The sequence below is a fragment of the Lacticaseibacillus boliensis genome (genome assembly GCF_054784775.1).
Window position 1 is genome coordinate 1 of the sequence record NZ_BAAIHN010000031.1, and the last position, 26066, is coordinate 26066.

Genomic DNA, 26066 nt, shown 5'->3' on the forward strand with positions numbered 1-26066 from the left:
TCGGTCTGTTCGTGGTGCATCGATCACCAACTTCTCCGCTCAGTCAGTATTCGCAACGCTCCAAACGTTGCTTTCAGACCGGCCAGATGCGATTTCATGTCCCAAATACCGAGGTGAATAATCCAGGGTTCATTTGAATTCCTCCATTGTTCACGTCTTTAATTAAGTCAACAGATACAGTCTTATTAATATGCAATCAACGTTCCAAGAATTTGTGCTTAAAGAACAACCATCCCATAAAAAAAGATTTAAAATCTTTAAAAACAAATACTTTGTCATGCGCTCGTCAGCGCCTAATAAGTATTACGTGATACCACAAGTAAAATATAGCGCTTACAAAAAAATGTACAATGTCTTGGCTATCGGAGATGTGTATCATTATTTTAGGTGCATTACTAAGTTAGCCTTTCCGCTTATCCTTTAGCTCAATCAAAACCATGTTATTCAATATACTAAGTATGATGGAAATCTTTTCTATCCCTTGCAGCCCGAAAATATTAGTTAAGAAAACCGGAAATCCGAAGGTAACCAACCGTCACCCGAGTTAGTTACAGTTATAAGGTAGTGCAAATCAATATTTTCCAGCAGTCCATTGCAATTCAATGACTCGCGAGACGCCACCGGGGCCGGATCCCAAATGTTTCAATATAACTGTATGCGATGGCAGAATCTTCACACCATGTTAAATATTTGCATTATCGCCATTCGAAGGACAGGAGGTGTAACTCACGATTGAATCACGACTTAACTTCTACAGAAAAGAAGATCGTCAGTCCAACAATATTAATCTCTCATACTCTTAGATTATCGATGGCAAGCCACATTTCAAAACTGCCACTCAACAAAGGACAACTATTAAACCATGCGTGTGTTACACCGGCGAGTCAACATGAATCATACTGTGGCAGGCTCAAGCATCGGGTCTTTAAGATAAAATCATCTGGATCAAACCAGTAAAGTTTATAATTATTCAGTTTAGAAAGTTATGACTTGTAATTCATCTGTATGAAAAAAGCTTTGGCATATTCTTCAGAACATCTGCACTTGTGAGTAGCATCTTAATAAGGTAATCTTAAAATACGATGTAGTGACTATACTGTATCAATTCATTAGGGAGATTTTATTTTGCTAACCCATCGTGAGATTTATCAACAACTTCTTTCACTCAGTCCTGAGGAGCAATATCAGAAAAGTCATCCCAGCCCTACCCCTCAACCACGAGATTATTATGATCAACTCCAAAAGCGTATTGTTAACGGTCAAGAAGTATATGTATTCGACGACATTGGACTAATACCGCCCGATCAAAATTTCAATCTTGTCCAACATAAGCGCTTTTCGATGGTGCCTGCACACGTACATAACTTCATTGAACTAAATTATGTATACCATGGTAACTGCAACCAAATAATCGAAGATAAACCCGTTCACCTGAAAACAGGTCAAATTTGCCTTATTGATACCGACGTTCCCCATGCAATCGGTAATACAGGCGAACACGATATCGTTATCGATATCATGGTGAAAAAAGATTATTTTATTCATGAGTTAGGCCAAGACCCATATGCTGGGGGAATCGTGTTCGACTTTGTCCTCGACGCATTATCAGAATCGCAGAATCACAACCAATATATCGTATTTGACAATTCTCAGGATCAATATATTAGCAAAGTTATGGATCAAATACTGTCTGAGTACTTTATGCCCACTATCGGTAGCACCAAGATAATTAAAAATCTAATCTCCGTTCTTTTCACCTTATTAATACGAATCTTCAGTTATCAAACGAACAAGCAGCACCAAGAATCACAATCAAATATCGTTATGATATTAAAATACATCGATGAGCATTCTTCAAATTTATCTCTATCCCAACTAGCAACGCATTTTAACTACAATTCAAGCTATATCAGCTGGTTAATTAAACATGAGACCGGACATACGTTCTCACAACTTCAATTAGCTTCTAAACTTAATCATGCTGAAAATTTATTGCGCAATTCTGATAAATCGATCCGTGAGTGTGCGCAAGATGCAGGTTTTAAGAACATTACCTTTTTCTATAAAAAATATCAGGCACACTTTCATCACCTTCCTTCACAGAGAAAACCTTAATAATCTGTCAGTATATGTCTTTATTACAACGAATCGTTACTATTCTTCGCATCGATATACGATACCCCATTAAAGAAATACTTCCCCGTTACTATCATGTACTGAAAAATAGTAATTTTGCGCTATAGACTCTGAATTTTGATAGACCTTTATTACACCCTGCGAATTGCAATTGTCAGAGAAAAAATATCAAGATCCATATAATCGCAGGCATTGACTTCCATGCATATTGAAAATTTACAATCATTAATTCCTGCGAAAATTCCGTTGGAATATCTGTTCGCTATACATAACGACGTACCGGTCGTTAACCTAAAAACACGCCATGCTTCCGCATGACGTGCTCGGGGGGGTATAGGTAAAACAGAGTTACATCAGGCTTTGATAGATCGCGACGATTTCTTCAACGGAAGTATCGCGCGGATTGCCTGGGGTGCAGACGTCGTTGAGGGCATCAACGGCGATGTTAGGCAGATCCTCAGCCTTGACGCCAAGTTCAGAGATCGTTGCTGGAATGCCAACGTCTTTGCTCAGCTGGTCGATCGCATCACAAGCGGCATCGCGGGCGTCCTCAATGCTCATCGTATCAACGCCTTCAACGCCTAACACCTTGGCGATTTCGCGATACTTTTCACCGGTGAAGGCCTTGTTGTATTTCATCACCGTTGGCAACAGGGACGCGCAAGCAACACCATGGGGGATGTTGTACCAAGCAGACAGCGGATGCGCCATGCCATGAACTAAGCCTAAGCCAACATTGGAGAAGCCCATGCCGGCGATGTATTGTGCTAAGGCCATTTCTTCGCGGCCTTTTTGTTCACCGGCGACGGAATCGCGGAGATTCTTGCCAATGATTTCGATGGCCTTAATATGCAACATATCGGTCATTTCCCAAGCGCCCTTGGTGATGAACCCTTCGATGGCATGCGTCATAGCGTCCATCCCGGTCGCCGCACACAAGGCTTTTGGCATCCCCATCATCATGTCGCTATCGACAAATGCCACGACTGGCACATCATGAGGGTCCACACAGACGAACTTGCGGCTGTTAGCCTTGTCCGTGATGACATAGTTGATCGTGACTTCCGCGGCGGTGCCAGAAGTCGTCGGTACCGCCAAGATCGGCAGGCTCGGGTTCTTAGTGTCAGCAACGCCTTCGAGGCTGATGACATCGCTGAACTCTGGATTGGCGATAATGATCCCGATCGCCTTGGCGGTGTCGATTGGCGATCCGCCCCCGATGGCAATCAGGACATCAGCGCCAGAAGCTTTGACGAACGCTACCCCATCTTTGACGTTGTCGATGGTTGGGTTAGGAACGATACCGTCGTAGACATCAAAATCGATATCAGCGGCACTCAAGATATCGGTCACCTTAGTGGCGACCCCGAACTTCAACAGACCCTTATCAGTAATGACCGCTGCTTTTTTGAATCCGCGCGCCTCAAACTCTTGGGGAATGGAACCAATCGCGCCTTTACCGTGATACGATGTTTCGTTGAGGATCATTCGATTTGCCATGATAGACTCCCTTTCTAGTTGTTGGTCAAACCAACGGAGGGCCGGCTATGTCAGCCGGATTGCGCACGGCTTATGCTGTGCACGCATCCAGACCGCCCTAGTCGCCCTCCTAAAATTGGCTTAGTTCAGCTTTACTTCTTAATCAAGCGACACAGGCCCAACAAAGGGCTGTTCCGCGTTGTTGTTAGTCGAGCTCCTCCAGCCACCGCGATCGCGTGTAAGTCTGTCTGGCCCTGCACGGCTTCGCCGCACATGTTCAGACCGCCTTACACCCATCGCTTGACCCGGCTGGATCCGCTCTGTTTTTTAGTGATACAACGGGCCGAAGTGTTTGCTTGCTGCGAAATCTGCAGACTCGAGGTCCTTGGTGCCAAAGCCGTCGTAGGCGTGTGGACGGAAAATACGATCGCGAGAAACGTTGTGCAGTGCCACAGGGATCCGTAACATTGCCGCTAATGTGATCAGTTCATCCCCGATGTGACCGTATACCGTCGCCCCGTGGTTGGAGCCCCAATGATTCATCACATCGTAAACCGTTTCAAACCCAGGCTCGCCCAAGTTTGGTGCAAACCATGTGGTCGGCCAGGTCTTGTCGGTCCGGTCGTCCAAGATCTTGTGGACCTCTGGATCCAAGACGCAGGTGTAGCCTTCTGCGATCTGCAGGGTTGGCCCAACGCCATCGATGATGTTGACCCGGATCATCGTGACCGGCATTTCAGCATCTGTCAGGAAGTGAGACGAGAAGCCGCCACCACGGAAGTACTCGTAGTTGGCACGGCGCCAATCGGTTTTCTCCAGGCAAGCTTTGACGTCGGCTTCTGTCATGTTCCAGAATTCCTTCATCGTGCCATTGCCATCTGCATCTTTGGCCGCCGCGGTGCCGTCTAAGGCAGACGCGCCGGAGTTGATCAGATGCAAGATCCCGTTGGCGGCGTGGCCGGTCAACTTCTTACCGGTGACACGTTCAACCGATTCAGGGCTCCAATACGTCCGCACATCGGAGAAGATCGGGGCCTTGTTGGTCAACAAGGTGCCAAACAACATTGCCGCGGCGTTGAGCGTATCGTTTTCGGTGGCAAAAGCCGTCACCGGCCGTGGCCCGTTCCAATCGAAGGTCGACGCCATGATTGCCTCGGTGAAGTCCCCGTTAGGCAGCCAGTCTGTCCATTGCCGCTGGCCTTGGAAGCCGCCGGCGATCGCGTTGCGGCCGCGAGCTTCTTCCTTCCAGCCCAACTCGGCGAGCTTCGGATTGCCAAACATGATGTCGCGCACGATAATGACCTGCTTGGCGATGAACTCCCAGTCTTGATCAGCAGGCACCACCTTGGACTTCGTGATGATTTCAGGGAAGTCCTTGCCGGCGTTGATGTCTAAGCCTTCCTTGCAGTTGGCCTTGATCCAGGCGAGCGCTTTTTTGTATTCTTCCGGATCATAGATTTCCAAGGTGATGCGGCGCAGGATCTCGGTCATGTCGACATATTCGACCGGCATGCCCAGATAATCTGCAAAGAACTTCGCGTTCACCTGCGAACCGGCGATCCCCATGGCTGAAGCACCAAGGTTAACATAAGACTTACCTTTCATCTGGCCAACGGCGATAGCGCCTTTGGCAAAGGTCAAAATCTTCTTGGCAACGTCTGCTGGAATCGAGTTATCGTCAAGATCCTGAACGTCTTGGCCGTAGATCTTGAAGGCCGGGTAGCCTTTTTGGGCATAGCCGGCCATGGCAGCCGCGAGATACACCGCCCCTGGCCGTTCTGTCCCGTTGAAGCCCCATACCGCCTTGATCGTTTCTGGTTCCAAGTCCATGGTTTCCGTGCCGTAACACCAGCTTGGCGTCACAGATAACGTCGCGACGATGTTTTCACTCAAGAACTCTTCGCGCACGATGCCGGCATCCCCGCGTCCACCAATGGTACGGCTGGCGAGTACACACTGCACCGGCGTGCCGTCGGCGTAATGCAAGGACGATTCGATCAAGTCCTTGGCCGCGTTTGCCATCGCCATCGTTTTCTCTTCAAGGGATTCGCGGACGCCGCCTTGACGGCCGTCAATCGTTGGTCGGATACCAATCTTTGGATAGTTGGTCATTATCATTTGCCTCCTACAATTTGAACCCGCTTACATTTTGCTCAAAAAAGTCTATTCGTATAACAGATCTTGGATGTCTTTTTGTTCGATGTTAGCTTTGTCGTACCACTTAACACCGGTATCAACGTCTTTGACCTTCTTGCCTTGGGCTGCTTTGACTGCTAATTCAACCGCATCGTAACCAATCTTGATTGGGTTTTGGGTGATAGAGCCGAGGAACTTGCCGGAACGGATCGCGTCTTGTTGCAGCTGTCCGGAGTCGAAACCAACAGCGATGACTTTGTTGTCGGTGATCCCGATCTTGCCGCCCATCCCTTCATCAGCGTTGATGATGGACTTCGCGCCGAATTCGTTAGAGCCGTAGATCCCGATAAGATCCTTCTTTTGTAACAGCGCAGACGCTTCAGTCTTCCCAGCAGCATCGGTTACTTCAGCAGGCACCCGAAGTTCAACGATGACTTTAGCGGTGCTGGTCGAAACTTTGTTCTTGAACTTTTCGTGGCCGGTGACGGCAACTTGGCCCTTACCGACGTTAGGATCTGCTTCCAACAGTTTGGTTATCTTATCGATGAAACCACCGGTCCGTTGCGTGATCGACAGGGAGTTCACTTCCTGAGAAACGATCCCGATACGTACTTGGCCTTTGCCTAAGCGTGGCTTAAGCGCGTCATACATGTGGGTCGCGGCGATCCCCCCGGCTTTATAGTTGTCAGTCGAAGCGTTGGCTTTAACCGCCCCTTTAGGCGCCCCTGGAACCCCAGAGTCAAACCCGATGATCGGAATGTTCTTGTCCTTGGCGTTTTGGATAGCATCCAGTTCAGCCTTGGTATCCAACGCGCCTAAAACGATCGCGTTAGGATTCTTGTTAACAGCATTGTTCAACATTTCCAGCTGTTCTGCGACAGCGGTTTCATCTTTTGGCCCGACGAAATTCATCTTCACGCCATACTTCTTGGCAGCTTGCTTGGAACCTTTGAGAACGGATTTCCAGAAGTCATGCTGGAACCCTTTCGCAACGACTTCGATCGACATGTCTTTGGTGCTAGTGGTCTTAGATGATGAGCTCTTACCACACGCAGCGAGCAGACTGATCGATAGTAACCCAATACCTAAGCCCATTAACGCTTTTTTCATGATGAGTACCCCTTTTGTTGTTTTTACTTATTCCCTTTGCGGCCACGATAGATATCAATGTATACTGCCAGCAGGACAACAAACCCAGTGATGAAAATTTGGTAATGTGGTTGCAGATCCAGGAACGGTAACCCGACTTTGAGGACGGTCATGATGAAGACACCGATGAAGGTCCCGACGATCGAACCGACACCACCGGCCAAAGACGTCCCGCCGACAACAACCGCGGCGATCCCGTCCATTTCAAACCCGGCCCCAGAACCTGGCATGATCGTCGTATAAGTTGCCGCATATGCCACTGCGGCTAACCCGGCGAAGAACCCGGCGAGAATATATGCCATCGCTTCCCCACGGACAACGTTGACCCCAGACAGGCGTGTGGCTTCGCGGTTGCTCCCAATGGCGAAGATGTAACGCCCGACTTTGGTATGATTCAAGATGATCGAGGCCAAGATCGCCATGACGATCATCAAAATGATCCCGGTAGGAAAATTGCCGTCGGTCCGGAAGATCGACTTGTACCAGCCATCAGGACTTTCACGCAGCGGGAAGGTTTCGGTTTTAACATTCGAGATAATCGAACTCAACCCCCGCGTGATCATCATGGTACCCAGCGTCGCGATGAATGATGGCAACTTGAACTTCGCAACCAAGATCCCGTTGACAACCCCGACGCCGGTAGCCATGGCCAAGATGACCAAGATCGCGACCCAGATCGGCGCGTGCAGTTCGTTGTACACAACGCCACCAGTGATGGCCGCACACATCATGCTAGTCCCGATCGACAAGTCGATGCCGGCGGTGATGATAACAAACGTTACCCCCAGCGCCAAGAACCCAACATAATACGAGGCGTCCATGATACTGGTCAAGGTGTTGCCACTTCTAAACGACGGACTCAAGGCGGCGAATAAGCCGTAGATCAAGAACAAAACGATTAAAATGACAATTTGCTGAATACCGATCGCATTGGTCACTTTGCTAAACGTGCTTTCGGTAGCTTTTGGCTTGGTTTTCTGAACTGACTGCGCCATCTAGACGATCTCCTCTCTCATGGTTGCATAGGTCATGATGCTCTCTTGGGTCGCATCTGCGATGTCAACTTCCGCCGTCTTGCGGCCTTCAGACATCACGACGATGCGATCACTCATGCGCAAGATCTCAGTCATTTCACTGGAGATCATGATGATCGACTTGCCCATTTTCACGAGATTATCCATCAAGTCATAAATTTCACTCTTCGCCCCGACATCGATGCCTCGCGTCGGTTCGTCGAAAATCAAGATATCACTAGCTTGTTCCAGCCACTTGGCGATAACCACCTTCTGCTGATTCCCCCCTGAGAGGTTGCCCAGCAACTGGTGGACCGAAGGGGTCTTGATGTGTAGCGATTCGACGTGTTTTTCACTGGCCTGATAAATCTTGCGATCATTGATCAAAGGTCCTGCGGTGTAGCGACTGAGGTCGGTCATCACGATATTGTCAGCGATCGACATCCCGACGATGACCCCAAACTGCTTCCGGTCCTCTGAAAGGTATCCGATACCGTGTTTAACCGCATCGAGGGGCTTGTGGATATGCACCTCTTTGCCATGCACGAAGATCTTGCCGGAATCACCTTCATCGGCCCCGAAGATCACCCGGGCCATTTCGGTCCGGCCGGCCCCCATTAACCCCGAGAAGCCGAGGATCTCGCCTTTTTTAAGTTCAAAACTCAAATCGATGACCCGCTTACCACGATTCAGATGCTCAACCTTCAACACCGTCTCCGCGTCTTCTGGGACGTTGGAGTGGGTCTTTGGCGCTTCTGAAACATCGCGTCCAACCATCATCTTGATGATCTGAGCCTTGGTGGTATCTTGACTGTCTACTGTCCCCACCGTCGCGCCGTCACGCATGATCGTAACGCGATCGGTAATCATCTTGATTTCATCCATCCGATGTGAGATATAGACGATCCCAATGTTTTGCGCCTTCAAGTCGCGGATGATCTTGAACAACTCCTGGATTTCGGTATCAGTCAAAGCCGCTGACGGTTCATCAAACACCACGATCTTAGCGTTCATCGAGATCGCCTTGGCGATTTCGACCATTTGCATCTTCCCGACTGTCAGGCTACCAACTTTGACTTTCGGATCGATATCCATGTTCAAGCGGTCAAACAAAGCCTGCGTCTTGGCGTTGATATCATGGTCATCGGTCAGAATGCCTTTCATCGATTCCCGACCGATGAAGACGTTTTGGGCGACAGTCAGATGGTTGATCATGTTCAGCTCTTGATGGACGATGACGATCCCGGCGTCCATCGCGTCTTTAGGATTTTTGTACTCAACTTCTTTGCCATCGTAGACGATCTTGCCGCTGTCTTTTGAATAGATCCCGGTCAATATCTTCATCAGTGTCGACTTTCCGGCGCCGTTTTCGCCCATCAAGGCGTGCACTTCACCGGGCCGTAGATGCAAACTGACGTTGTTCAAGACGTTGACCGGGCCGAAACTCTTGTTGATCCCAGTCATCTCAAGAATGTTTTCCATCCTGACAACCTCCTTCCTACTTCACGACACCCTTTTTCAATAAGATGTTCGCATAGATTTCTTCCTCGCCTGTGGCCACGATCGCATAGGCTTTCTTACCCCGGTCATAAAAATCTTGGCGTGCCATCTCAGTGATCTGCACCGGCCCGCCGTTAGCCTTGGTGATGATCTGTTCGTATTGATCCCAGATCGTCGGTACAAAATCGTCGCCTGGCGTGACCGCCATCAACGCGACAGGTGAATCCACATACGGATCCAGCGGCATCAGTTCAAGGATCCCGGTTAACAGTTCTGGAATCCCAAGGCCATCGGCGCGCACCAGGTTTCTGGCGTTGGACGCTGCCGGATAATTTCCGTCTGCGATCACGATCTCATCACCGTGGCCCATTTCCATCAAGACTTTCACAAGTTCAGGCGAGAGGTTCTTCGGAATATGTTGTAACAAGTTCGTCGACTCCTTTCATTTTACGGATGGCTTGATACCGAGAGAATTCACGGTCCCAGATCTCGCAGTCCTTGTTAGGTGAATAATACTTGGCGTTGCTGTAATCGCTCAGCCATTCGCGGATGGCCTTCAGATCGCTGAACTCGCCGAGCGCTTGCAGTTGCACGGCGATGTTACCCAGCGCGGTGGCTTCCGCCGGTCCCGCAACGACCCGGCTGTTGGCAGCGTCGGCGACCATCTGGCACAAGATCGCCGCTTGCGAACCGCCGCCGACAATGTTGATCGAATCGAATTCGCTTTTGACCGCGGCAGAAATCTCCATATAAGTCAGCTTGTATTTCATCGCCAGACTCTCATAGATGCACCGCGCAAACTCACCATCGGTTTGCGGCGGTGTCTGCCCAGTGAACTCTGCGTAGTACCGGATGCGGTCGATCATCGACCCGGGTGCGGCGAACAGCGGATTATCCGTGTCGATCCAACATTTGAAGGCCGGCGCTTGAGCAGCCAAGTCGGCTAGCTCCCCGAAGGTGTAGTCGCGCCCGGCCGCCGCGAGGTTGCGTTGCAGCTCCTGAATGATCCACAACCCGGTCAGGTTCTTCAAGAACGTCGTCGTGCGGTTGATGCCGGATTCATTCGTCAGGTTGTATTGGTAGGCTTCTTTGGTAATCACCGGCGTGGCCAGCTCTGTCCCGATCAGCGACCAGGTGCCACAAGAGATGAATAAGAAGTTCTGGTTGTTAGGCACGCTGACCACCGCACTGGCGGTGTCGTGTTCGCAAACGTTGATGACCTTGATGGCCCCGACGCCAAGTTCTGGCTTGGTCACCCCGACCTGATGCAACGCATCGACCAGCGGCGGCAAAAGGCGTTCAGGGATCCCAAGCGGTGCCAAGATGTCTGTCGCCCACTCATTGGCACGCGGATCGACCATCTGAGCAGTCGAGGCGATGCTGCGTTCCGCGAAGATCTCACCGGTCAGCAGGTAATTGAACAGATCCGGCATCAACAAGAACTTCTGGGCTTTCGCAAACAGCTCCGGGGATTCTTGCTTGGTGAGATACAACTGGAACAGGGTGTTGATCGGCATCAACTGATTGCCGGTGCGCTGATAAAGGTTTTCGAGGTCAAGGTGCTGACCGACTTTTTCCACCGCGCCTTGCGTGTGGGGATCCCGATAGCTCCGCGGCGGTTGTAGCAACTGGCCATCTGCACCGATCAAGCCAAAATCGACGCCCCAAGTATCCACCCCAATGCTGTCGATTTCGTGATGTTCCAAGGCTTTGTGGATCGCGACTTGCACTTCACCAAACAAGTAGTCGATGTCCCAGAAAAGCTGGCCGTTAATCTCTTTGGGATAATTCTTGAAGCGATGAATTTCTTCAAGCGTCAAGCTCCCGTGATCATAAATGCCTAACATCGCCCGGCCAGAAGAAGCACCAAAGTCAAAAGCAAGCACTTTTTTCATTTGTGGTCCTCCTTACTTGTTGGTTAGCTGTATTTCTTGTAGCCGGGATGGCGACCGGTGACGCCGTAGTTAGGCCGCAATGCGAACAGCTTCTCCAAGGTTGCTTGTGGAATCTCGGTTTCCTTCTCGCCGCCGAGTAACATCCGCGCGTGGAAAATGGTGTTGGCGACCAACTCGAGGGTTTCCATCCGATAATACGCAGTGATCAGATCCGACCCAACTGCCAAGGCCCCGTGATTTTCCAGCAAGATCACATCGTGTTCCGGAAGGAAAGGTGCGATGCTGTCTGGCACCTCATCGGTCGACGGAATCCCAAACGGTGCGATTGGAATGGAGCCGATCACGATGGCACTTTCGATCAATGAATAGCTGTCCAGTGGCATGTGTGCCAGCGCAAACGCCGTAGCTACCGGTGGGTGGGCGTGCAACACGGCGCCGACATCGTCGCGGTCTTGGTAGCAGCGCAAGTGCATCTTGATCTCGCTGGACGGCCGATAGTCGCCTTCGCGTTCCAAGATCTCGGCTTTGGCGTTGATCTTGATCAGCTTGTCTGGCGTGATGAAGCTCTTACTGATGCCAGTCGGGGTGCACAAGAATGTATCATCATCAAGTTTGACTGACACGTTGCCATCGTTGGCCGCAACCCAGCCTTTTTGCCAGACTTTGTTGCAAATGTCACAAATTAGTGCGCGCAGTTCTTGTTCATCGACACTCATCTCATTGCCTCCTGTTTCATATTCTGTTGCTGTATTACTACAATGATTATAAAGCGCTTTCTAAATTTGACTACGTTTGACGCGTTTGTTGGAAAGTCGTCAAATCTGTTCACCAAAATCATTCATTTATGTTAAAAGCTGTTATTGAAAGCGTTATACTGGTACGGGGTAGAAATTTTATGGAGGTATGACATGGATAGCATCAGGGAAACAGAGGTCTTGGCTTACCTGGTCAAGCACAAGACCGCAACCAATTCGCAACTGTGTGAGGTCTTCCATTGTAGTCCGAGCACGCTCAGGCGTTGTCTCATCCGGCTTGAAGAACACGGCGTCGTCCGCCGACTGCGCGGCGGCGTGATGATCGTCGAAAACACCAACACGGAATACAGTCATGTTTATCGCGCGTCGCTGAACGTCTCCCAGAAAAAAATGATCGGCGAGCTCGCCCGCGACTTCATCAGCCCGGGCATGTGTATCTTCTTGGACTCCAGCAGCACCGTTTATCAGATGATTCCGTTTCTCACGTCTATTCCCAATCTGATTATCATCACCAACGGCCTGCAACATGCATTGTTGCTGGGAAGTTCCGGCAACAGTAGCGTCAAGATCTACATGACTTCCGGTGAGGTCAAGATCAACTCCAGCACCGTCATCGCCAGTCTATCAGATCCAATCACCGACTCGTTCAACTTCAACATCGCCTTTTTCTCCGCACGCGGTATCGATCCAGACGGCGTATATGAGGCCAATTTCAGCTCTGCGGAGATGAAGAAGAATGTTATGAAAAAAGCTGAAAAGAATATTTTATTGGTCGATCATTCCAAGTTCGACACCACCCATTTCTTCAAAATCGCCAACTTCACCGACTACGATGCCATCATCACCGACACCCAACCAGCTACAGATTATACGGCAATATGTGATACAGATCGTGTCGATCTGGTCTGGCCCGAATAACAAATTGTGAAAAATGTCTTTGTGTTTACCGAGATCTGCGGTTCACACAAAGCCATTTTTTTACGCCGAAACTCCCACAAATCGCGGAGTGAATCGATTTCCTCCAATTGGTTCGCGCCCAGATCACCGACACCAGCTACGTTAAATTTCACGAGCCCCCCTGGTTGCCCCACCAATACACCAGCGACCAGCCAATAGAGACACACCTTCTAAATGTGTTATTCACAACGAATTGTTAGCGATTCGATTGCGTGCTGCGTCTGCCGCTGAATCACGCCTGTTATTTATCCGACGCAAAAAAAGACGCGCCCCAACGGACGCGTCTTCACGACTTCAAGATGATTCACTTCTGATCAGCGCGGCAGCAGCCCTGCCAGCAGATCGATCACACCGCTGGTCGCACTCGGAAACGCGAAGATCTGCTGTTGCAGCTGCGCGGCGGTGAAGTGGCCGTTGATGATCATAACCAACAAGTTGATCAAGTCATCCCCATCGTCGGCATACACGCTGGCGCCGGCCAAGAAGCCGTCCTTGTCAAATACTAATGTCGCTTCTGCATCAAGCGCATGCTTGAATTCAAAAGCCAGCTGCTTGCCAAACGGCAGCGTCTGCACGCGGTAGTCGTCTGGCGCAGCAGCGGCTTGCACCGGGGTGACGCCGACTTCGGCGAGCCTAGGCATCGTAAACACGACGCTTGGGATCACCGGATAGCTGATTGGCTGGTCGTTGCCCAAGATGACACCGGCGATATAGTTGGATTCAAACGTTGCCGTTGGTGTCAGCTTCGGTTGGGTCTTGTTGAGCACGTCGCCGCTGGCAAAAATATTCGGCACGGTTGTTTGCAGGTGGTCGTTGACCACGATCCCTCGCCGAGAGGCCTCGATGCCTAACGCTTCAAGCCCGAGGTTCTCAACGTTGGCGATCCGCCCGGTGGCGCCGAGCACATAGTCCGTGGTCAGCTTCAACCCGTTGGCGGTGGTGACCGCGATCCCGTTGGCAGTTTGCGCAACGGTTTGGACCGCTTCACCAAAATGGAATTGCACGCCTTGGGCGCTGAGCTTGGCCTGCAGTTTAGCGACATAAGCCGGGTTGAAGGCGCCCAGCGCGTGATCGCTAAATTCCACGATATGTACCTCGCGGCCGAGCATCGCTGCCATGGCGGCAAATTCCATGGAGATGATCCCGGCGCCGATGAATACCAGCCGCTGTGGCATCTCTGGCAAGTCGAGGAATTCACGGCTGTCATGGATCAAGTCTTGCCCGTCGATGTTCAAGTTGGCCGGCCGTTGCCCGGTGCCGAGCACGATGAACTCGCTGGAATACGTCTTGTCGTTGACGGCAACGGTGTGGGCGTCGACCAGTTTGCCGGTGCCTTCGATCATCGTCACGCCAAGCTGGGTGAACAACTGCGCCATCGTCGGGGCCAGCGGGTCGATCAGTTGGTGTTTATAGGTCATCAACGCCGGCCAAGAAATCGTCGGCACCTCAGTGACCCCGGCGCCTTCATACCGCTGCAGCTGTTCGACCAGCTGGAACGGCCCGTCGAGCGCGATCTTGGCGTCGCAACCATAGTTGGTGCAGGTGCCTCCGACGAGATCTTTTTCCACGATCGCCACCTGCTTGCCGGCTTGGCGTAACGCCACCGCCGCATGCCAGTTGGCGTGGCCTGAACCGATAAAAATCACATCAAAATCCATTCTCTATTCCTCCTGAATTCATTTAGTCGTGCACGATCAATAGCTTTAAAAAACAACCGCTCATTGATTCAAAGCGGTGATCAGCTTCTGATTCAAAGCCAAGGCTTGTTCATAATCGTCTTGCGTTAAGGCATAGCGGCCGAGACAGTCGGCCAGTGCCTGATGGATCGTGGCTTCGCTGTACTTGGCTTTAGCCGTCAGGCTGACGACCAAGCGCCGCTTGTCGGCCGCCGGATGCGTCCGTTGTACCCAGCCGCGCGCTTCGAGCCGCCGAACCAGCGGCGTCAACGTGTTGGAGCTGAGATGCAGGGTCTCACCTAAGTCGCGCAGTTCTTGATGGTCGGTGTCCCAAAGCGCCGTCAGCAACAGATATTGCGAATAGGTCAGCTCAAAATCGGCCAGCGCTGTGGCGTAAAACTTGTTAAACAAGCGGTTGACGTTGTAGACGCTAAAGCATAATTGGTCAGCCAGATGAACATGCGTTGTCATCGGATCCTCCTATCAGTCGTGTGCGATTGAATTTCACTATACCCTTACCCAACCGGAAACGCAACTTACTTTTGTTTTTCAGCCAACAACGGCGCACATTCAGCCGCAGCAAAATCTGCCATCGTCTTCGCCGGGCGGCCGATGAGCTTAGGCAAGTTGTCGTTGACCGCCTTGGCGTTGCCCATCCGGGTGATGACATACAGCATCACCATCACGTTGACGAATTCTTTTTTGATCCCGCGTTTCAACATCGCCCGCCGGAATTTCAAGAGCCCCGGATGGCTGTAGGTGACCTTCACGCCGCAAACCTTGGTCATGATCGCGGCCACCTGTTGATAAGACAGTGCTTCTGGCCCGGTGATGGTGATGGCTTGGTTCAGATACTCAGAAGACTGGAGCACAACCGCGGCCGCCGCGGCGATATCGCGGCAATCGATGAAGCTGGTCACCGACTTGCCCGCCGGCACAAACAGGTCGTGGTGCTTTCGCAGATCATCCCCGTGGGTCGTCGTCAGGTTCTGCATAAAAAAGCTCGGCCGCAAAAAGGTGTACGGCAAGCCGCTGTCGACGATCATCTTCTCGATTTTACGATGCGGCACCATCGGATTTTTCTCGACACCCATCAACGACACAAACACCACCTGCTTAATGTGGTGTTCGCCCATTGCCGTGACAAACGGCAACATGTCGTGTTGCGGATCTGCCAGTTCTGGCGGCCGCACGAAAAACACTTGCTCGACTCCGGCCAAGGCGTCGTCAAAGGTCTGCGGCTTCAAAAAATCAAACGTCACCGTCGCCACACCAAGCGCCTGCATCGCCACAGGCACATGCCGGTGGATGCCGGCGACAACTTGTACCTCTGGGGTCGTCGCCAACTGTTGAACCAGCGGCCAACCGATGTTGCCAGTACTACCGAGCACTAAAATTTTCGTCACGAGTTACTTCCTCCAAGGTTGTCAATAAGGTCACCAGCACTTCCCGATCGGACTCGGCAAGCGGCGTCAAAAACGCATCAACGGTTTGCTCCGCCAAGCCCGCACAATGGCGAAACGCCGCCTGGCCAGTTGTTGTCAATGCCAAGGTCTGGGCGCGGCGATCGTCGGGCTTAGGCGTCAGCGTCACCAAGTTTTTGGCGACCAACCGGCGCACGACGCCTGAAACCGTGGGCTTGTCCATCGCCAGCTGCAGACTAATCTCAGCGGCCGTCACGTCTTGGTGCGCCCGCTGGACCGCGGCTAAGACCGCCCATTGACTGATCGTCAAGTCGCTATCGCTCAGCGCCCGATTCAGCGCGGTTTTTAAGCGCTTGGTCAGCGCCACCATCAGATAACCAAAATCCGCCATGTGTGTCCTCCATCTAGTTAGTACACTAACTATACCCGCAAATTCTTAGAGATACAAGTAATTATTGGCGATTGCTTGCACTTGCCGCAAAGATTCCCTAAACTCATGGCGTGAGCTTCAAGAAAGGAAGATTATTATGTCTCAACCAACCATTACCTTGATCACCGGTGCTGACAAAGGCATCGGTTTTGCCACCGCCCAAGCCTTGGCCAAGGCCGGACAAAGCGTTTTAATCGGTGCACGGCATCCTGAAGCCGGCCAGAACGCCGTCGCCAAGATCCAAGCCGACGGTGGCACGGCGACGTTCATCCAGCTGGATGTCACCGACCAAGCCCAGATCGATGCCGCGGCAGCCACCATCGCCGCCGATTACGGGTACTTATCGATCCTGATCAACAACGCCGGCGTGGCGCTAGACCACCACGCCCCGGCCAGCACCATGAGCACCGCCGTCATGCGGCAAGATTTTGACGTCAACTTCTTCGGCTTGGTGGCGGTCACGCAGGCGATGATCCCGCTGTTGAAAAAGGCCGACGACGCCCAGATCATCAACCTTTCCAGCAACATGGGGTCGCTGGGGCTGGCCAGCGATCCGCAATCGCGCTTCTACCAGGTCAACTCGCTGGGCTATCAAGCCTCAAAAGCCGCGGTGAACTTCGCCACCATCTGCTTTGGCAAAGAGCTGGCCGCAGCCAACATCCCGGTCAATTCGGTCAACCCCGGCTGGACCGCCACGGCTTTTGGCGGCCGCGACCCAAGCCAGCCGGCGCCAAAAGGAATGCAGTCGATCCAAACAGGGGCCGCGCACGTCGTCGAGCTGGCCTTGACCGCCAAGCCGGCAAGCATGACTTTCACCGAAAACGCCGGCGCCTTGCCTTGGTAATCAAAAAGCGAGTTGCCCCCACTGTCCGGCCATTGGCCAAGTGAGGCAACTCGCTTTTTGGTTAGCATCAACGCAGATCTAAGACGGCCGCCAGTGTTTCCGCGAAGCCTTCTGGTTTTTGCGCGTAACCAAGGTGCCCGCCGGGAATCACGGTCACCGGCACCGCCAGCATTTTCCCGATCGCCTTGGTGATCTCAGGCGGCACGGAACCGACAGAATCGGTTCCGATCAGCAAGCGTACCTTATCGCGGTTAGCCTTGAACACATCCCAGTCAATGGTCTGGTTGGTGTATTGCAAGATCTCATATTTAAACCAGTACATCATGCCTGCCAAGCGCTTCTTGTCGGGCTTTTGGCCGTTGGCAGACATGCCCATCATCTTGGCATCGATCGGTTGCACTTTCAAGGCTTTGGTAAACTTGTCTCGCGCTGCCGCCATGTCCCCGCGCAAAGCTGTTTCCACAGCGTCTTGATCATTGGCCTGTTGGACTTCGGTGTCGATGATCGTCGTCAGCGGGTTCTCGTGCAAAACGATCCGCGCGATGCGCTCCGGGCGCATGGTGAAGGCTTCCGCCGCCACGATCGACCCAGACGACGACCCCATCACAAACACGGGTCGGTCTGGACTGTAGTGGTCGGCCAGCGCGATCACATCTTGGGCATCGGTGGTCAGCCGGTAATGGCTATCAAAGTCTGCGGCCTCTGCCGGCAGCGGCGTGGTCATCACCGTATCGCCATAACCGCGGCGGTCAAAACGCACCACCGTGTAGCGATCTTGCAGATAAGCTGCTAATTGGGTGAAAATGTCCCCTGTCCCGTTGGCGCCGGGAACCAAAATCAACACCGGCCCCTTGCCGGAAACCGATACATGTAACTTAGCGCCTTTAACCTCAACAAATGCCATGATATCGCGTCCTTTCACGTTCACTATTCTGCGCGTTGAATTGCTCGATCACATTCAACATCATCAGTTTAGCGGCAACGCAAGCGCGGTACCAGCACACATCCGCACCAATGTGTCCCGTTTCAAGACAAATTCACATGTAACGCCTTCATGACGCCTTCGCGCCCGAGTCGATCATGATACGCCGCCATTTTGGCAGGCGCTTGCGGGTGCTCGCTTTGTAGCCAGCTCAAAAACAAGTTGACGTGCCCCCCGACCAAGAACGTGACCAGCGTGTCGGTGGGCACGGCGGTTTGCCTGCCGTCCAGCAAACGCGTGTAGCGTTGATGGGCGGTGGCATACAGTGCCGAGACAAAATCCGGCCAGCGCTGCTCGGTCAAAAAAGCGCGCATGAACGCCCGGTTTTGTTGCGCGTAAGCGTAAAATCGCGCAAAGTTGGGCGCGTGCTGGCCGTCTGCCGGCACAAACTGGCGGGCAGTTTCGGCCACCAATTCTTGTTGCAACCACTGCAAAAAGTCGGCCTTGTCATCGAAGTTGCGATAAAACGTCGACCGCGCCACACCTGCAGTTTGGACGATCTGCCGGACCGTGATTGCCGCCAGCGATTCAGTTTGCAACAGCGTTGCTACCGCCTGCTTCATTCGTTCGCGGGCCAGATCACGACGCTGTGGCATCAGTTTCACCTACGCTTTGCATGGCCAAATTGTCGAACGTGCACGCCGTGGTCACACTAGGATGTGCTTGCGCGCCAAATTGTACAACTAGCATATTGCCTCCATTAATCAGATCCAAATCCTGAGATTTTTGCGTTTGTGGCTTTCTTGCCACCCATCCATGATAGGGTGACATCGATTCAAACACAACCTTCACTGTGCCAAAATGGCCTCAGTTATCAGCTATAATGAAAGCATCAATTACGGAGAGGGAGAAAAATCATGGCTGTTCCTAAAATTCCGATTGCCCAATACCAAACGCCAGACAAGCGCCTGCAGATGACGCAAGACAAGTTGTTTGCCGCGTTGCAAGCCGCATTTGAAGCCGGTGACGCTTTTGACACGATCCGCGTCAGTACCTTGTGTCAACATGCGCACGTGGCCCGCCAAACCTACTACCGTCACTATCGCGGCCTGACTGACATCATCGAAATCAAGATCGCCCGGCTGATCAACCAGCTTCTGCAACACAGCGACCGGCTGCTGGATTCCCACGACCACGCCGCGGCCATGACCGTCGACATCATGCTCGCCGACCGTCCTGCCATCGCCATGATCTTCTGGGGCCAAGCCGATGAACAGATCGTGCAATACCTGGTACGTGACATGCACCGCGTCCTCAACATTCGTGCCACCAGCACGCCGGAAGCGATGCTGGCGAGTGAATTGTTTGCCCGCATGATCATCAGCTTCGCCCACCTGGTCGCGACCCATCCTCAAGCCCAACGGAACGAGCTGATCACGATCTACCGCCAGCTCGTGCCCGATCCGGGGCTCATCCTGTCGCTAAAGTGACAAATCGCCGTCTTTTGACAACAAACGCAGGTATGCCGATGTGATGCCGCCTTGTAGAATGAGAATCAATCAATCAGGAGGCAAACATCATGAAATTAATCACCTTAGAAGAACATTGGGAATCTCAACGCGTCAATGCGGCCGCACAACCATACCTGCCACTACCGACCAACCCGCACAAAAACCCAGACGACCACAGCATCGAAGAATTCGTCGCCAAAACCAAGCGCGACAACACCGAGCTGACTAGCGCCGGTGACCAGCGTCTGGCGTTCATGGACGCCAACGACATCCAGATGCAAATCATGGGTTACGGGGACAACACCCCGCAAAACCTCGACCCGAAAGTCGCCATTGACTTGTGTCGCATGGCCAACGACGACCTGGCAGCAGCGATCAAACCCCATCCCGATCGCTTCGGCGGCTGGGCCACGTTACCAGTCGGCGATCCCGAAGCCGCAGCGGCTGAACTAGACCGTGCCGTTAACGAACTGGGCCTGCAAGGCGCGATGATCCACGGCTACTATGACGGTCATTTCTTCGATGACCCGATGTACGAGCTAATTTTTGCCAAGGCCGAAGCCTTAGACGTGCCGCTGTATTTTCACCCGGCGGTCATTCCCGCAGACATCAGCGAACATTACTATCAAAGCCAAGGCTGGTCGGAACTGACCGCCTTCACCTTTGCCGGCGCCGGTTGGGGCTGGCATGAAGACCTTGGTGTCCAAATGATCCGCTTGATCTTAGCCGGGGTGTTCGATCGCCATCCCAACCTGCACATCATCACCGGCCACTGGGGCGAGATGGTGCCTAACTTCTTGGAACGCATGGACCAGACACTGGGCTTGACCGTCCACTTGAACCGCAGCATCAGCCAAACTTATCGGGAAAACTTCTACATCACCCCAAGCGGCATGTTCTTCCCTGCCCAGCTGCAGCTTGCCACCACCGAAGTCGGCAGCGAGCATCTCCTATATTCGCTGGACTACCCGTATAACCATCCCGACGACGCCTTGACCTTCCTCACCTCATCGTCGCTGAGTGCAGAAGCACAAGCCCAGATCGCTTCTGGCAACGCCGTGACGCTTTTGCACCTCCAAGATCGGATGTGATCGCCATGCCTAATCTGTATACCGTCGCCCAAGTGGCTGACAACGTGTATAACATCAGCGAAAACATCACCGATCGGCCGATCAAGTTCTCTCAGCAATTAGTGATCGGGACGCAACGCGCGGCGTTGATCGATGCCGGGTTTGGCATCGATGCTGGACTCGTCGATGAGATCCGCAAATTAACGGCCAAACCTGTCATGTGCCTGCTGACCCACGGCGATCCCGACCATACCGGTGGTGCCGTGTGGTTCGACCAGGTGTACATGAATCCGGCCGACGACGCGATCTTGCGGGACGCTTTTGCGCCAGCCTTCCGCCTGCACGCCGTGGATGTCGCCAGCGGCCACAACCAAGCCCTCGTTGCCCACATGCAGGCCGCGATGTCACCACAGGCTAATCTCACCTATCGCCCGGTGCAAGACGGCGATCGCTTCGACCTGGGTGGCACCGTCTTGCAGGCGCTGGCGACGCCGGGTCATTCGCTGGGCAGTATGTGTTATGTCGATATCGCCCACCACCTTGCGTTTACCGGCGACAGCCTGGCGACCATGGTCATGAGCGAACTTTACGACATCCGCTGCGCGTCATTGGCCACTTGGCAGACCGGCCTGCGCCGCCTCCAAGAGATGCTCGGCGATAGCGCTCAACTTTTTTCAGGGCACCGCACAGACGCTTTTGCCGAACACACGCTCAGCCAGCTCATCTCAGGGGTTGACGCGATCATTGCCGGTGACACGCAAAACGACGCGCCAATCACCACAATGCCCAACGGTAATGTTCAAGACACCGCGCAGATGCAACCACGGATCCACCGGCTCCCAGATTCGCCGCTGGTCGTGATGTACAACGCGCTGAACCTTTAACAAGGAGAAACAATTATGACCAAACAATTCTATGACCTGCCATTAGACCAAACCGACAAACAAACCGGAGCTGCCCGCCAAGAGATCCGCGAGCTTCTCGAATATGAGCGCTACTGCCGCGACAACAGCTTATACGCCCAAGAAGCCGCCTGCTATGCCGACGATGCCAAGATCCACGTGTCTTGGTACGACGGCTCGGCCAAGGGCTATTTTGAAAAAGTCGCTCAGGCCAACGGCGGGGGCGCTAAGCACAAGATCAACGCCACCACGGTATGGGTCAACGGCGACAAAGCCATTGGCGAAATGACCGTGATGATGTTGTCACCGCGTGTCAAGCTCAGCGATCAAGCCGTCGATTTACACTCATACGCCCGGATCTTCACCCGTCTGGAAAAGCAAAACGGCGTCTGGAAGATCCTCGACGGCGATTGTATCTACGAACGCGATGAACTGATTCCCGCGGTACCGGGTCTGCCGCTGACACTGGATACCACCGAGCTGGCCACTTATCGTGAAAGTTACCAAGGCCTGTGCTATGTCTTAACCCGAACCGGCCAAAAGAGTCGCCAAGACCTCCCTGGCGAAGACCGGCCCGAAACCGTGCAGGCGCTATACGCCAAGGCCAGCACCTGGTTTTTCAACTGATTTCTCCGCTAACAAAAGTGGCTGCGACATAAAGCGGTTTTAGCATAGAGTAGAAGGGCCATGCCAAGTAAATCCCGAACTTAGGATTTGCTTGGCATGGCCCTTCTACGCAAATGCGGTGCTTTATGGCGCGTACATCTCTGTAATCATCGTGGTTATTTCGTTAACTTTAATTTTGTCTTGGTGGTGTTTTTCGTTAAACCAACACCACGACTTTACCAAAACTGTCGTCGGCTTCAAGCGACGCTTGGGCGTCGCCGGTGTGCGCCAGATCAAAGGTCTCGCGCGGTTCGACATCGATGTGGTGCGCTTCGATCAAGCGCAGCATGGCGTTAAACGCGGCTTGGGTGTTGGCCGCCCCCGACTCGAAGTTGGTGATCGACGCACCGCTGGGAAGCGCAAACGGATCGAAATCCGGCACCGTCCATTGATCGCCCAACCCGCCGGTAAGGCAACAATACCCGCCTGGCTGCAAGTGTGCGACTGAATCCATCAGCGTCTTGGCCCCGACCAGCTCGATGATCGCGTCAAAGTGCGCGCTGGTTTGAAGCTTGTCGTCTTGATCCAAAACCGCCTGGTCAAAGCCGGCTTGGGTCAACCGGTCAAATTTTGCCGGCTTGCGACTGCTACCGCTGACGGTGATGGCCGGGTTCAAGGCCTTGGCCAGCTTGACGGCCGCGACCCCGACGCCGCTGGTGGCGCCGCGGACAAGTAGCGTTTTGGCAGAATCGGCATGCGCGTTTTGCAACGACCCGTAAGCCGTGAAGTAAGTCTCCGGCACCGCCGCCAACGCCGCCCAAGACAGCTTGGTTTGCACCGGATAGATCTGTTGATTCGGCAACAGCGCATATTCCGCGTAGCCGCCGTCAAATTCGCGACCCATGCCGCCCATGAAGCTGACGACCCGCGAGCCGACGGGCAGCCGCGCGGCGTCGGTGGTTTCAGCCACCTCGCCGACACACTCGATGCCCAGGATCCGTGGAAAATGCACACTCGGCGATTCGCCTTTGCGCGTGTAGATCTCCGAGTGGTTGATGCCAAAGCCTTTGACCTTCACCAAACTCCAGCCTGGTTTCACCTGCGGGGTGGGGACGGTTTTGAGCTGCAACACTTCCGGTCCGCCGGCTTCTTCAATCACGATTGCTTTCACGATGACGCTTCCTTCCTTGATACGCTAAACTCATCTTAGCGCGCCGCCCTCAGTCCTGCAAACGTCCTAAGGCCCGCCCGTGACGTGCCCGCAACGCCGCCAAGATCGTCACGGTGTCGACGACTTCTTGTAGCATCGCCCCAAAAATCGCGGGAATGACGCCGAAGCTGGCGATCACCATCAAGACTGTGCAGATCGCGATGCCGATACCGACGGCGGTTTTGGCGACGCGCAAGGTGTCTTGCGAGATCACGACGGCGTCTGCCACCTTGCTCAGGTCGTCGGGCAAGATCACCGCGTCGGCCGATTCAGACGCCGCGGTGTTGCCGTGGGCGCCCATGGCGATGCCGACATCTGCCGTCGCCAAACTCGGCGCGTCGTTGACCCCATCGCCAACCATCACCACCGGCCGGCCCGTTTCTGGCACGGTGGCAAGCACGGCGATTTTTTGGGCAGGCAGTTGCTGGGCATGGACATGATCGATGCCGACCGTGGCGGCGACGTCTTCTGCCACCGCCTGAGAGTCGCCTGAGATCATCAGGGTATCGCCGATGCCCAGCTGGTGCAGCCGCGCGATCGTGGCCTTGGCCTCTGGCCGCACGCGGTCGGTGAAGGTCACATAACCGGCATATTGGCCGTCGATGTTGAGATGCACGGCGGTGGCGGCGACTTTTTGCGGGGCTTGGGCAAACGCGGCACGCCCAACAAGGACCAGATGCCCGGCGACTTGGGCCTTCACGCCGCTGCCGGTCACTTCTTCGACATTAATCACCGACTGCAACTTGGCATCGCCCACCGCCTCCAGCAGCGATCGAGCCAAAATGTGGGTCGAATGCTGCTCTGCGCTGGCGGCGATCGTCAACAATTCCTGTTTCTGCCAATCGCCCACCGGTTGCACGGCATCGACGGCCAACACCCCTTGCGTCAGCGTACCGGTTTTATCAAACGCGATCGTCTTGGCCGCCGCCAGCTTTTCCAGCGTCGTCCCCGACTTCACGATGACGCCGGCCCGACTGGCGCGACTCATCCCCGAAACCATCGCCACCGGCGCCGCCAAGATCAGCGGGCACGGGCTGGCGACCACCAGCACCTCCGCGAAACGCACCGGGTCGCCGCTGAACGCCCAGGCCAACCCGGCGATCACATACGCAACGGCCGTAAACGGCACCGCGTACCGGTCTGCCATCCGCACAAAATGCGCTGGCTTGGCCTCGGCTTCTTTCACCAGCCGCACGATCCCTTGATACTGGCTGGTTGCCGCCGGTTGGGTCACCGTCATGGTCAAGGCGGCATCCCCGTTGACGGTCCCACTCATCAAATCCGCGCCAGGTGCCTTTTCCACCGGACGCGATTCGCCGGTCAAGCTGGCTTCATCGACGAGGCTCGTGCCTGACACCACCGTTCCGTCGACTGGCACCTGCTCGCCGGGCTTGACGATCAAGGTGTCGCCGACGACCACGTCATCCACGTCGACGTCTTGCAACCCGGATTCGCCTTGCCGATGGGCGACGGCCGGGGCGTTATCGAGCAGTTGTTTGAGGTCGCGACTGGCGACCTTGGCGGCATATTCTTCCAGCGCGTCACCGCCTGTCAGCATCACCAACACGATCAAGGCAGCCCAATACTCACCGACGGCCAACGTGGCAACCACCGCGGTGATGGCCAGCAGGTCGACGCCAAAATTCCCTGAACGCAGCGTCTTGATCATATCCACCAACATGATCAAGGCGATCACGCCGCCGGCCAAGGTGATGACGGCTTGCGCCCAAAGCGGCTGGCCGCCGACAAACGCCAAGAGCAATGCCAAAACGCCAACGGCAACCACACTCCATAGTCGTTTCGTATCTTTCATTGCGCTACCTCCTGCTTTACTTCTATCATAGCACGTCGGCGGCAGAGGATGATACCGTTACCAGATTAATTTAATGTATAAATTACGTAAATTATCAGATCGCTTTAAAGCAAAACTCAATGCTGGCCGTTATAGCAACATTTATCGCGCATTTGTTATTGTTAACTGTTTTCAATTTGATCAACCAATTTTATAGATTGTTACTTTTTATCAACGTATTTCCTATTATAATAGCAGCCAATCAATGATAGACCAATTTAAAAAAATATCAGTAAATCGCTTGCATTTAGCTTGTGCCCGTGTTATCTTAATAACGAATTCATCGTGTCTCCTTGAAGCGGCACTGCAGGGTCGCTTGCTTCCTGGGGGGCATACTGGATCGGGTTCGCCGGCCTTGTGCCGGGATCCTACTACCCAGAGCGCACGCGCCATGAAGCTGTGTGACCATACCACGGCAAGGACAGGGTAATCGAACCGTACCACCCATATAAGATGAATAAAAACAACGAAGAGCTAGGCAAGGATTGGCCTGCCGAGACGCGTTTTGGTACCTCAAAACGCGTCTTTGTCGTGCCCAAAATTAATTTCAACCAACCAAACACGCCGGCATCGCCCCTGATCGGGTAGCGGTGCCGGCA

The 26066-nt window shown here is 53.3% G+C and carries 23 protein-coding genes; 7 read left to right on the plus strand and 16 right to left on the minus strand.

The window, feature by feature from the left end; genetic code table 11:
• Positions 1-1125: 1125 nt before the first annotated feature.
• Complete coding sequence (locus tag ACYVRB_RS11325) at positions 1126-2115, plus strand: AraC family transcriptional regulator (RefSeq protein ID WP_461215465.1); 990 nt, start codon at positions 1126-1128, stop codon at positions 2113-2115.
• 369 nt (positions 2116-2484) lie between these two features.
• On the opposite strand, the gene fucO is transcribed toward ACYVRB_RS11325, so the two are convergent.
• From fucO to ACYVRB_RS11365, 8 genes are all read right to left on the minus strand, one after another.
• Complete coding sequence (fucO, locus tag ACYVRB_RS11330) at positions 2485-3636, minus strand: lactaldehyde reductase (protein ID WP_461215466.1); 1152 nt, start codon at positions 3634-3636, stop codon at positions 2485-2487.
• A gap of 306 nt (positions 3637-3942) precedes the next feature.
• A complete protein-coding gene (locus ACYVRB_RS11335; RefSeq protein ID WP_461215467.1) occupies positions 3943-5727 on the minus strand; it encodes an L-fucose isomerase in 1785 nt (594 codons plus the stop codon).
• 51 nt (positions 5728-5778) lie between these two features.
• Positions 5779-6861, minus strand: coding sequence for a substrate-binding domain-containing protein (locus ACYVRB_RS11340; RefSeq protein WP_461215468.1), 1083 nt, complete (start codon positions 6859-6861; stop codon positions 5779-5781).
• A gap of 23 nt (positions 6862-6884) precedes the next feature.
• On the minus strand, positions 6885-7895 hold the full coding sequence (locus tag ACYVRB_RS11345) for an ABC transporter permease (RefSeq protein ID WP_461215469.1): 1011 nt from the start codon (positions 7893-7895) through the stop codon (positions 6885-6887).
• A complete protein-coding gene (locus tag ACYVRB_RS11350) occupies positions 7896-9395 on the minus strand; it encodes a sugar ABC transporter ATP-binding protein (RefSeq protein ID WP_461215470.1) in 1500 nt (499 codons plus the stop codon).
• A 16-nt stretch (positions 9396-9411) separates the two neighbouring features.
• Complete coding sequence (locus ACYVRB_RS11355; RefSeq protein ID WP_461215471.1) at positions 9412-9840, minus strand: RbsD/FucU family protein; 429 nt, start codon at positions 9838-9840, stop codon at positions 9412-9414.
• Positions 9806-11308 carry a rhamnulokinase gene (locus tag ACYVRB_RS11360; RefSeq protein ID WP_461215472.1) on the minus strand — a complete coding sequence of 501 codons (1503 nt, stop codon included), beginning with the start codon at positions 11306-11308 and terminating at the stop codon, positions 9806-9808. The genes ACYVRB_RS11355 and ACYVRB_RS11360 overlap by 35 nt, the downstream gene beginning before the upstream one ends.
• 23 nt (positions 11309-11331) lie before the next feature.
• On the minus strand, positions 11332-12024 hold the full coding sequence (locus tag ACYVRB_RS11365; protein WP_461215473.1) for a class II aldolase/adducin family protein: 693 nt from the start codon (positions 12022-12024) through the stop codon (positions 11332-11334).
• A 192-nt stretch (positions 12025-12216) separates the two neighbouring features.
• On the opposite strand from ACYVRB_RS11365, the gene ACYVRB_RS11370 reads away from it, so the two are divergent.
• Positions 12217-12981 carry a DeoR/GlpR family DNA-binding transcription regulator gene (locus ACYVRB_RS11370; protein ID WP_461215474.1) on the plus strand — a complete coding sequence of 255 codons (765 nt, stop codon included), beginning with the start codon at positions 12217-12219 and terminating at the stop codon, positions 12979-12981.
• 353 nt (positions 12982-13334) lie between these two features.
• Here the strand turns inward: ACYVRB_RS11370 and ACYVRB_RS11375 are convergent, their stop codons facing one another.
• The 4 genes from ACYVRB_RS11375 to ACYVRB_RS11390 form a co-directional block, all read right to left on the minus strand.
• A complete protein-coding gene (locus tag ACYVRB_RS11375) occupies positions 13335-14678 on the minus strand; it encodes a dihydrolipoyl dehydrogenase family protein (RefSeq protein WP_461215475.1) in 1344 nt (447 codons plus the stop codon).
• A gap of 60 nt (positions 14679-14738) precedes the next feature.
• Positions 14739-15167, minus strand: coding sequence for a MarR family winged helix-turn-helix transcriptional regulator (locus ACYVRB_RS11380; protein WP_461215476.1), 429 nt, complete (start codon positions 15165-15167; stop codon positions 14739-14741).
• A 65-nt stretch (positions 15168-15232) separates the two neighbouring features.
• Positions 15233-16102: an NmrA family NAD(P)-binding protein gene (locus tag ACYVRB_RS11385; protein WP_461215477.1), complete on the minus strand. Its 870-nt coding sequence runs from the start codon at positions 16100-16102 to the stop codon at positions 15233-15235.
• A complete protein-coding gene (locus ACYVRB_RS11390; protein ID WP_461215478.1) occupies positions 16077-16511 on the minus strand; it encodes a MarR family winged helix-turn-helix transcriptional regulator in 435 nt (144 codons plus the stop codon). The genes ACYVRB_RS11385 and ACYVRB_RS11390 overlap by 26 nt, the downstream gene beginning before the upstream one ends.
• Before the next feature lie 133 nt (positions 16512-16644).
• Between ACYVRB_RS11390 and ACYVRB_RS11395 the strand changes: the two genes are divergently transcribed.
• Positions 16645-17394, plus strand: coding sequence for an SDR family NAD(P)-dependent oxidoreductase (locus ACYVRB_RS11395; RefSeq protein ID WP_461215493.1), 750 nt, complete (start codon positions 16645-16647; stop codon positions 17392-17394).
• A gap of 67 nt (positions 17395-17461) precedes the next feature.
• Here the strand turns inward: ACYVRB_RS11395 and ACYVRB_RS11400 are convergent, their stop codons facing one another.
• Positions 17462-18298 carry an alpha/beta fold hydrolase gene (locus tag ACYVRB_RS11400; protein WP_461215479.1) on the minus strand — a complete coding sequence of 279 codons (837 nt, stop codon included), beginning with the start codon at positions 18296-18298 and terminating at the stop codon, positions 17462-17464.
• A 122-nt stretch (positions 18299-18420) separates the two neighbouring features.
• Complete coding sequence (locus tag ACYVRB_RS11405; RefSeq protein WP_461215480.1) at positions 18421-18972, minus strand: TetR/AcrR family transcriptional regulator; 552 nt, start codon at positions 18970-18972, stop codon at positions 18421-18423.
• Positions 18973-19233: 261 nt separating this feature from the next.
• Between ACYVRB_RS11405 and ACYVRB_RS11410 the strand changes: the two genes are divergently transcribed.
• The 4 genes from ACYVRB_RS11410 (at position 19234) to ACYVRB_RS11425 (ending at position 22426) form a co-directional block, all read left to right on the plus strand.
• The gene (locus ACYVRB_RS11410) at positions 19234-19806 is read left to right on the plus strand and encodes a hypothetical protein (protein WP_461215481.1); all 573 of its coding nucleotides are present in this window, start codon (positions 19234-19236) and stop codon (positions 19804-19806) included.
• 89 nt (positions 19807-19895) lie between these two features.
• Positions 19896-20918, plus strand: a complete 1023-nt coding sequence (locus tag ACYVRB_RS11415) for an amidohydrolase family protein (RefSeq protein ID WP_461215482.1) — start codon at positions 19896-19898, stop codon at positions 20916-20918.
• Between the two features lie 5 nt (positions 20919-20923).
• Positions 20924-21781 carry an MBL fold metallo-hydrolase gene (locus tag ACYVRB_RS11420; RefSeq protein ID WP_461215483.1) on the plus strand — a complete coding sequence of 286 codons (858 nt, stop codon included), beginning with the start codon at positions 20924-20926 and terminating at the stop codon, positions 21779-21781.
• Between the two features lie 15 nt (positions 21782-21796).
• A complete protein-coding gene (locus ACYVRB_RS11425; RefSeq protein WP_461215484.1) occupies positions 21797-22426 on the plus strand; it encodes a nuclear transport factor 2 family protein in 630 nt (209 codons plus the stop codon).
• Between the two features lie 196 nt (positions 22427-22622).
• Here the strand turns inward: ACYVRB_RS11425 and ACYVRB_RS11430 are convergent, their stop codons facing one another.
• Positions 22623-23576, minus strand: coding sequence for an alcohol dehydrogenase catalytic domain-containing protein (locus tag ACYVRB_RS11430; RefSeq protein ID WP_461215485.1), 954 nt, complete (start codon positions 23574-23576; stop codon positions 22623-22625).
• A gap of 49 nt (positions 23577-23625) precedes the next feature.
• The gene (locus ACYVRB_RS11435) at positions 23626-25428 is read right to left on the minus strand and encodes a heavy metal translocating P-type ATPase (protein WP_461215486.1); all 1803 of its coding nucleotides are present in this window, start codon (positions 25426-25428) and stop codon (positions 23626-23628) included.
• Positions 25429-26066: the final 638 nt, after the last annotated feature.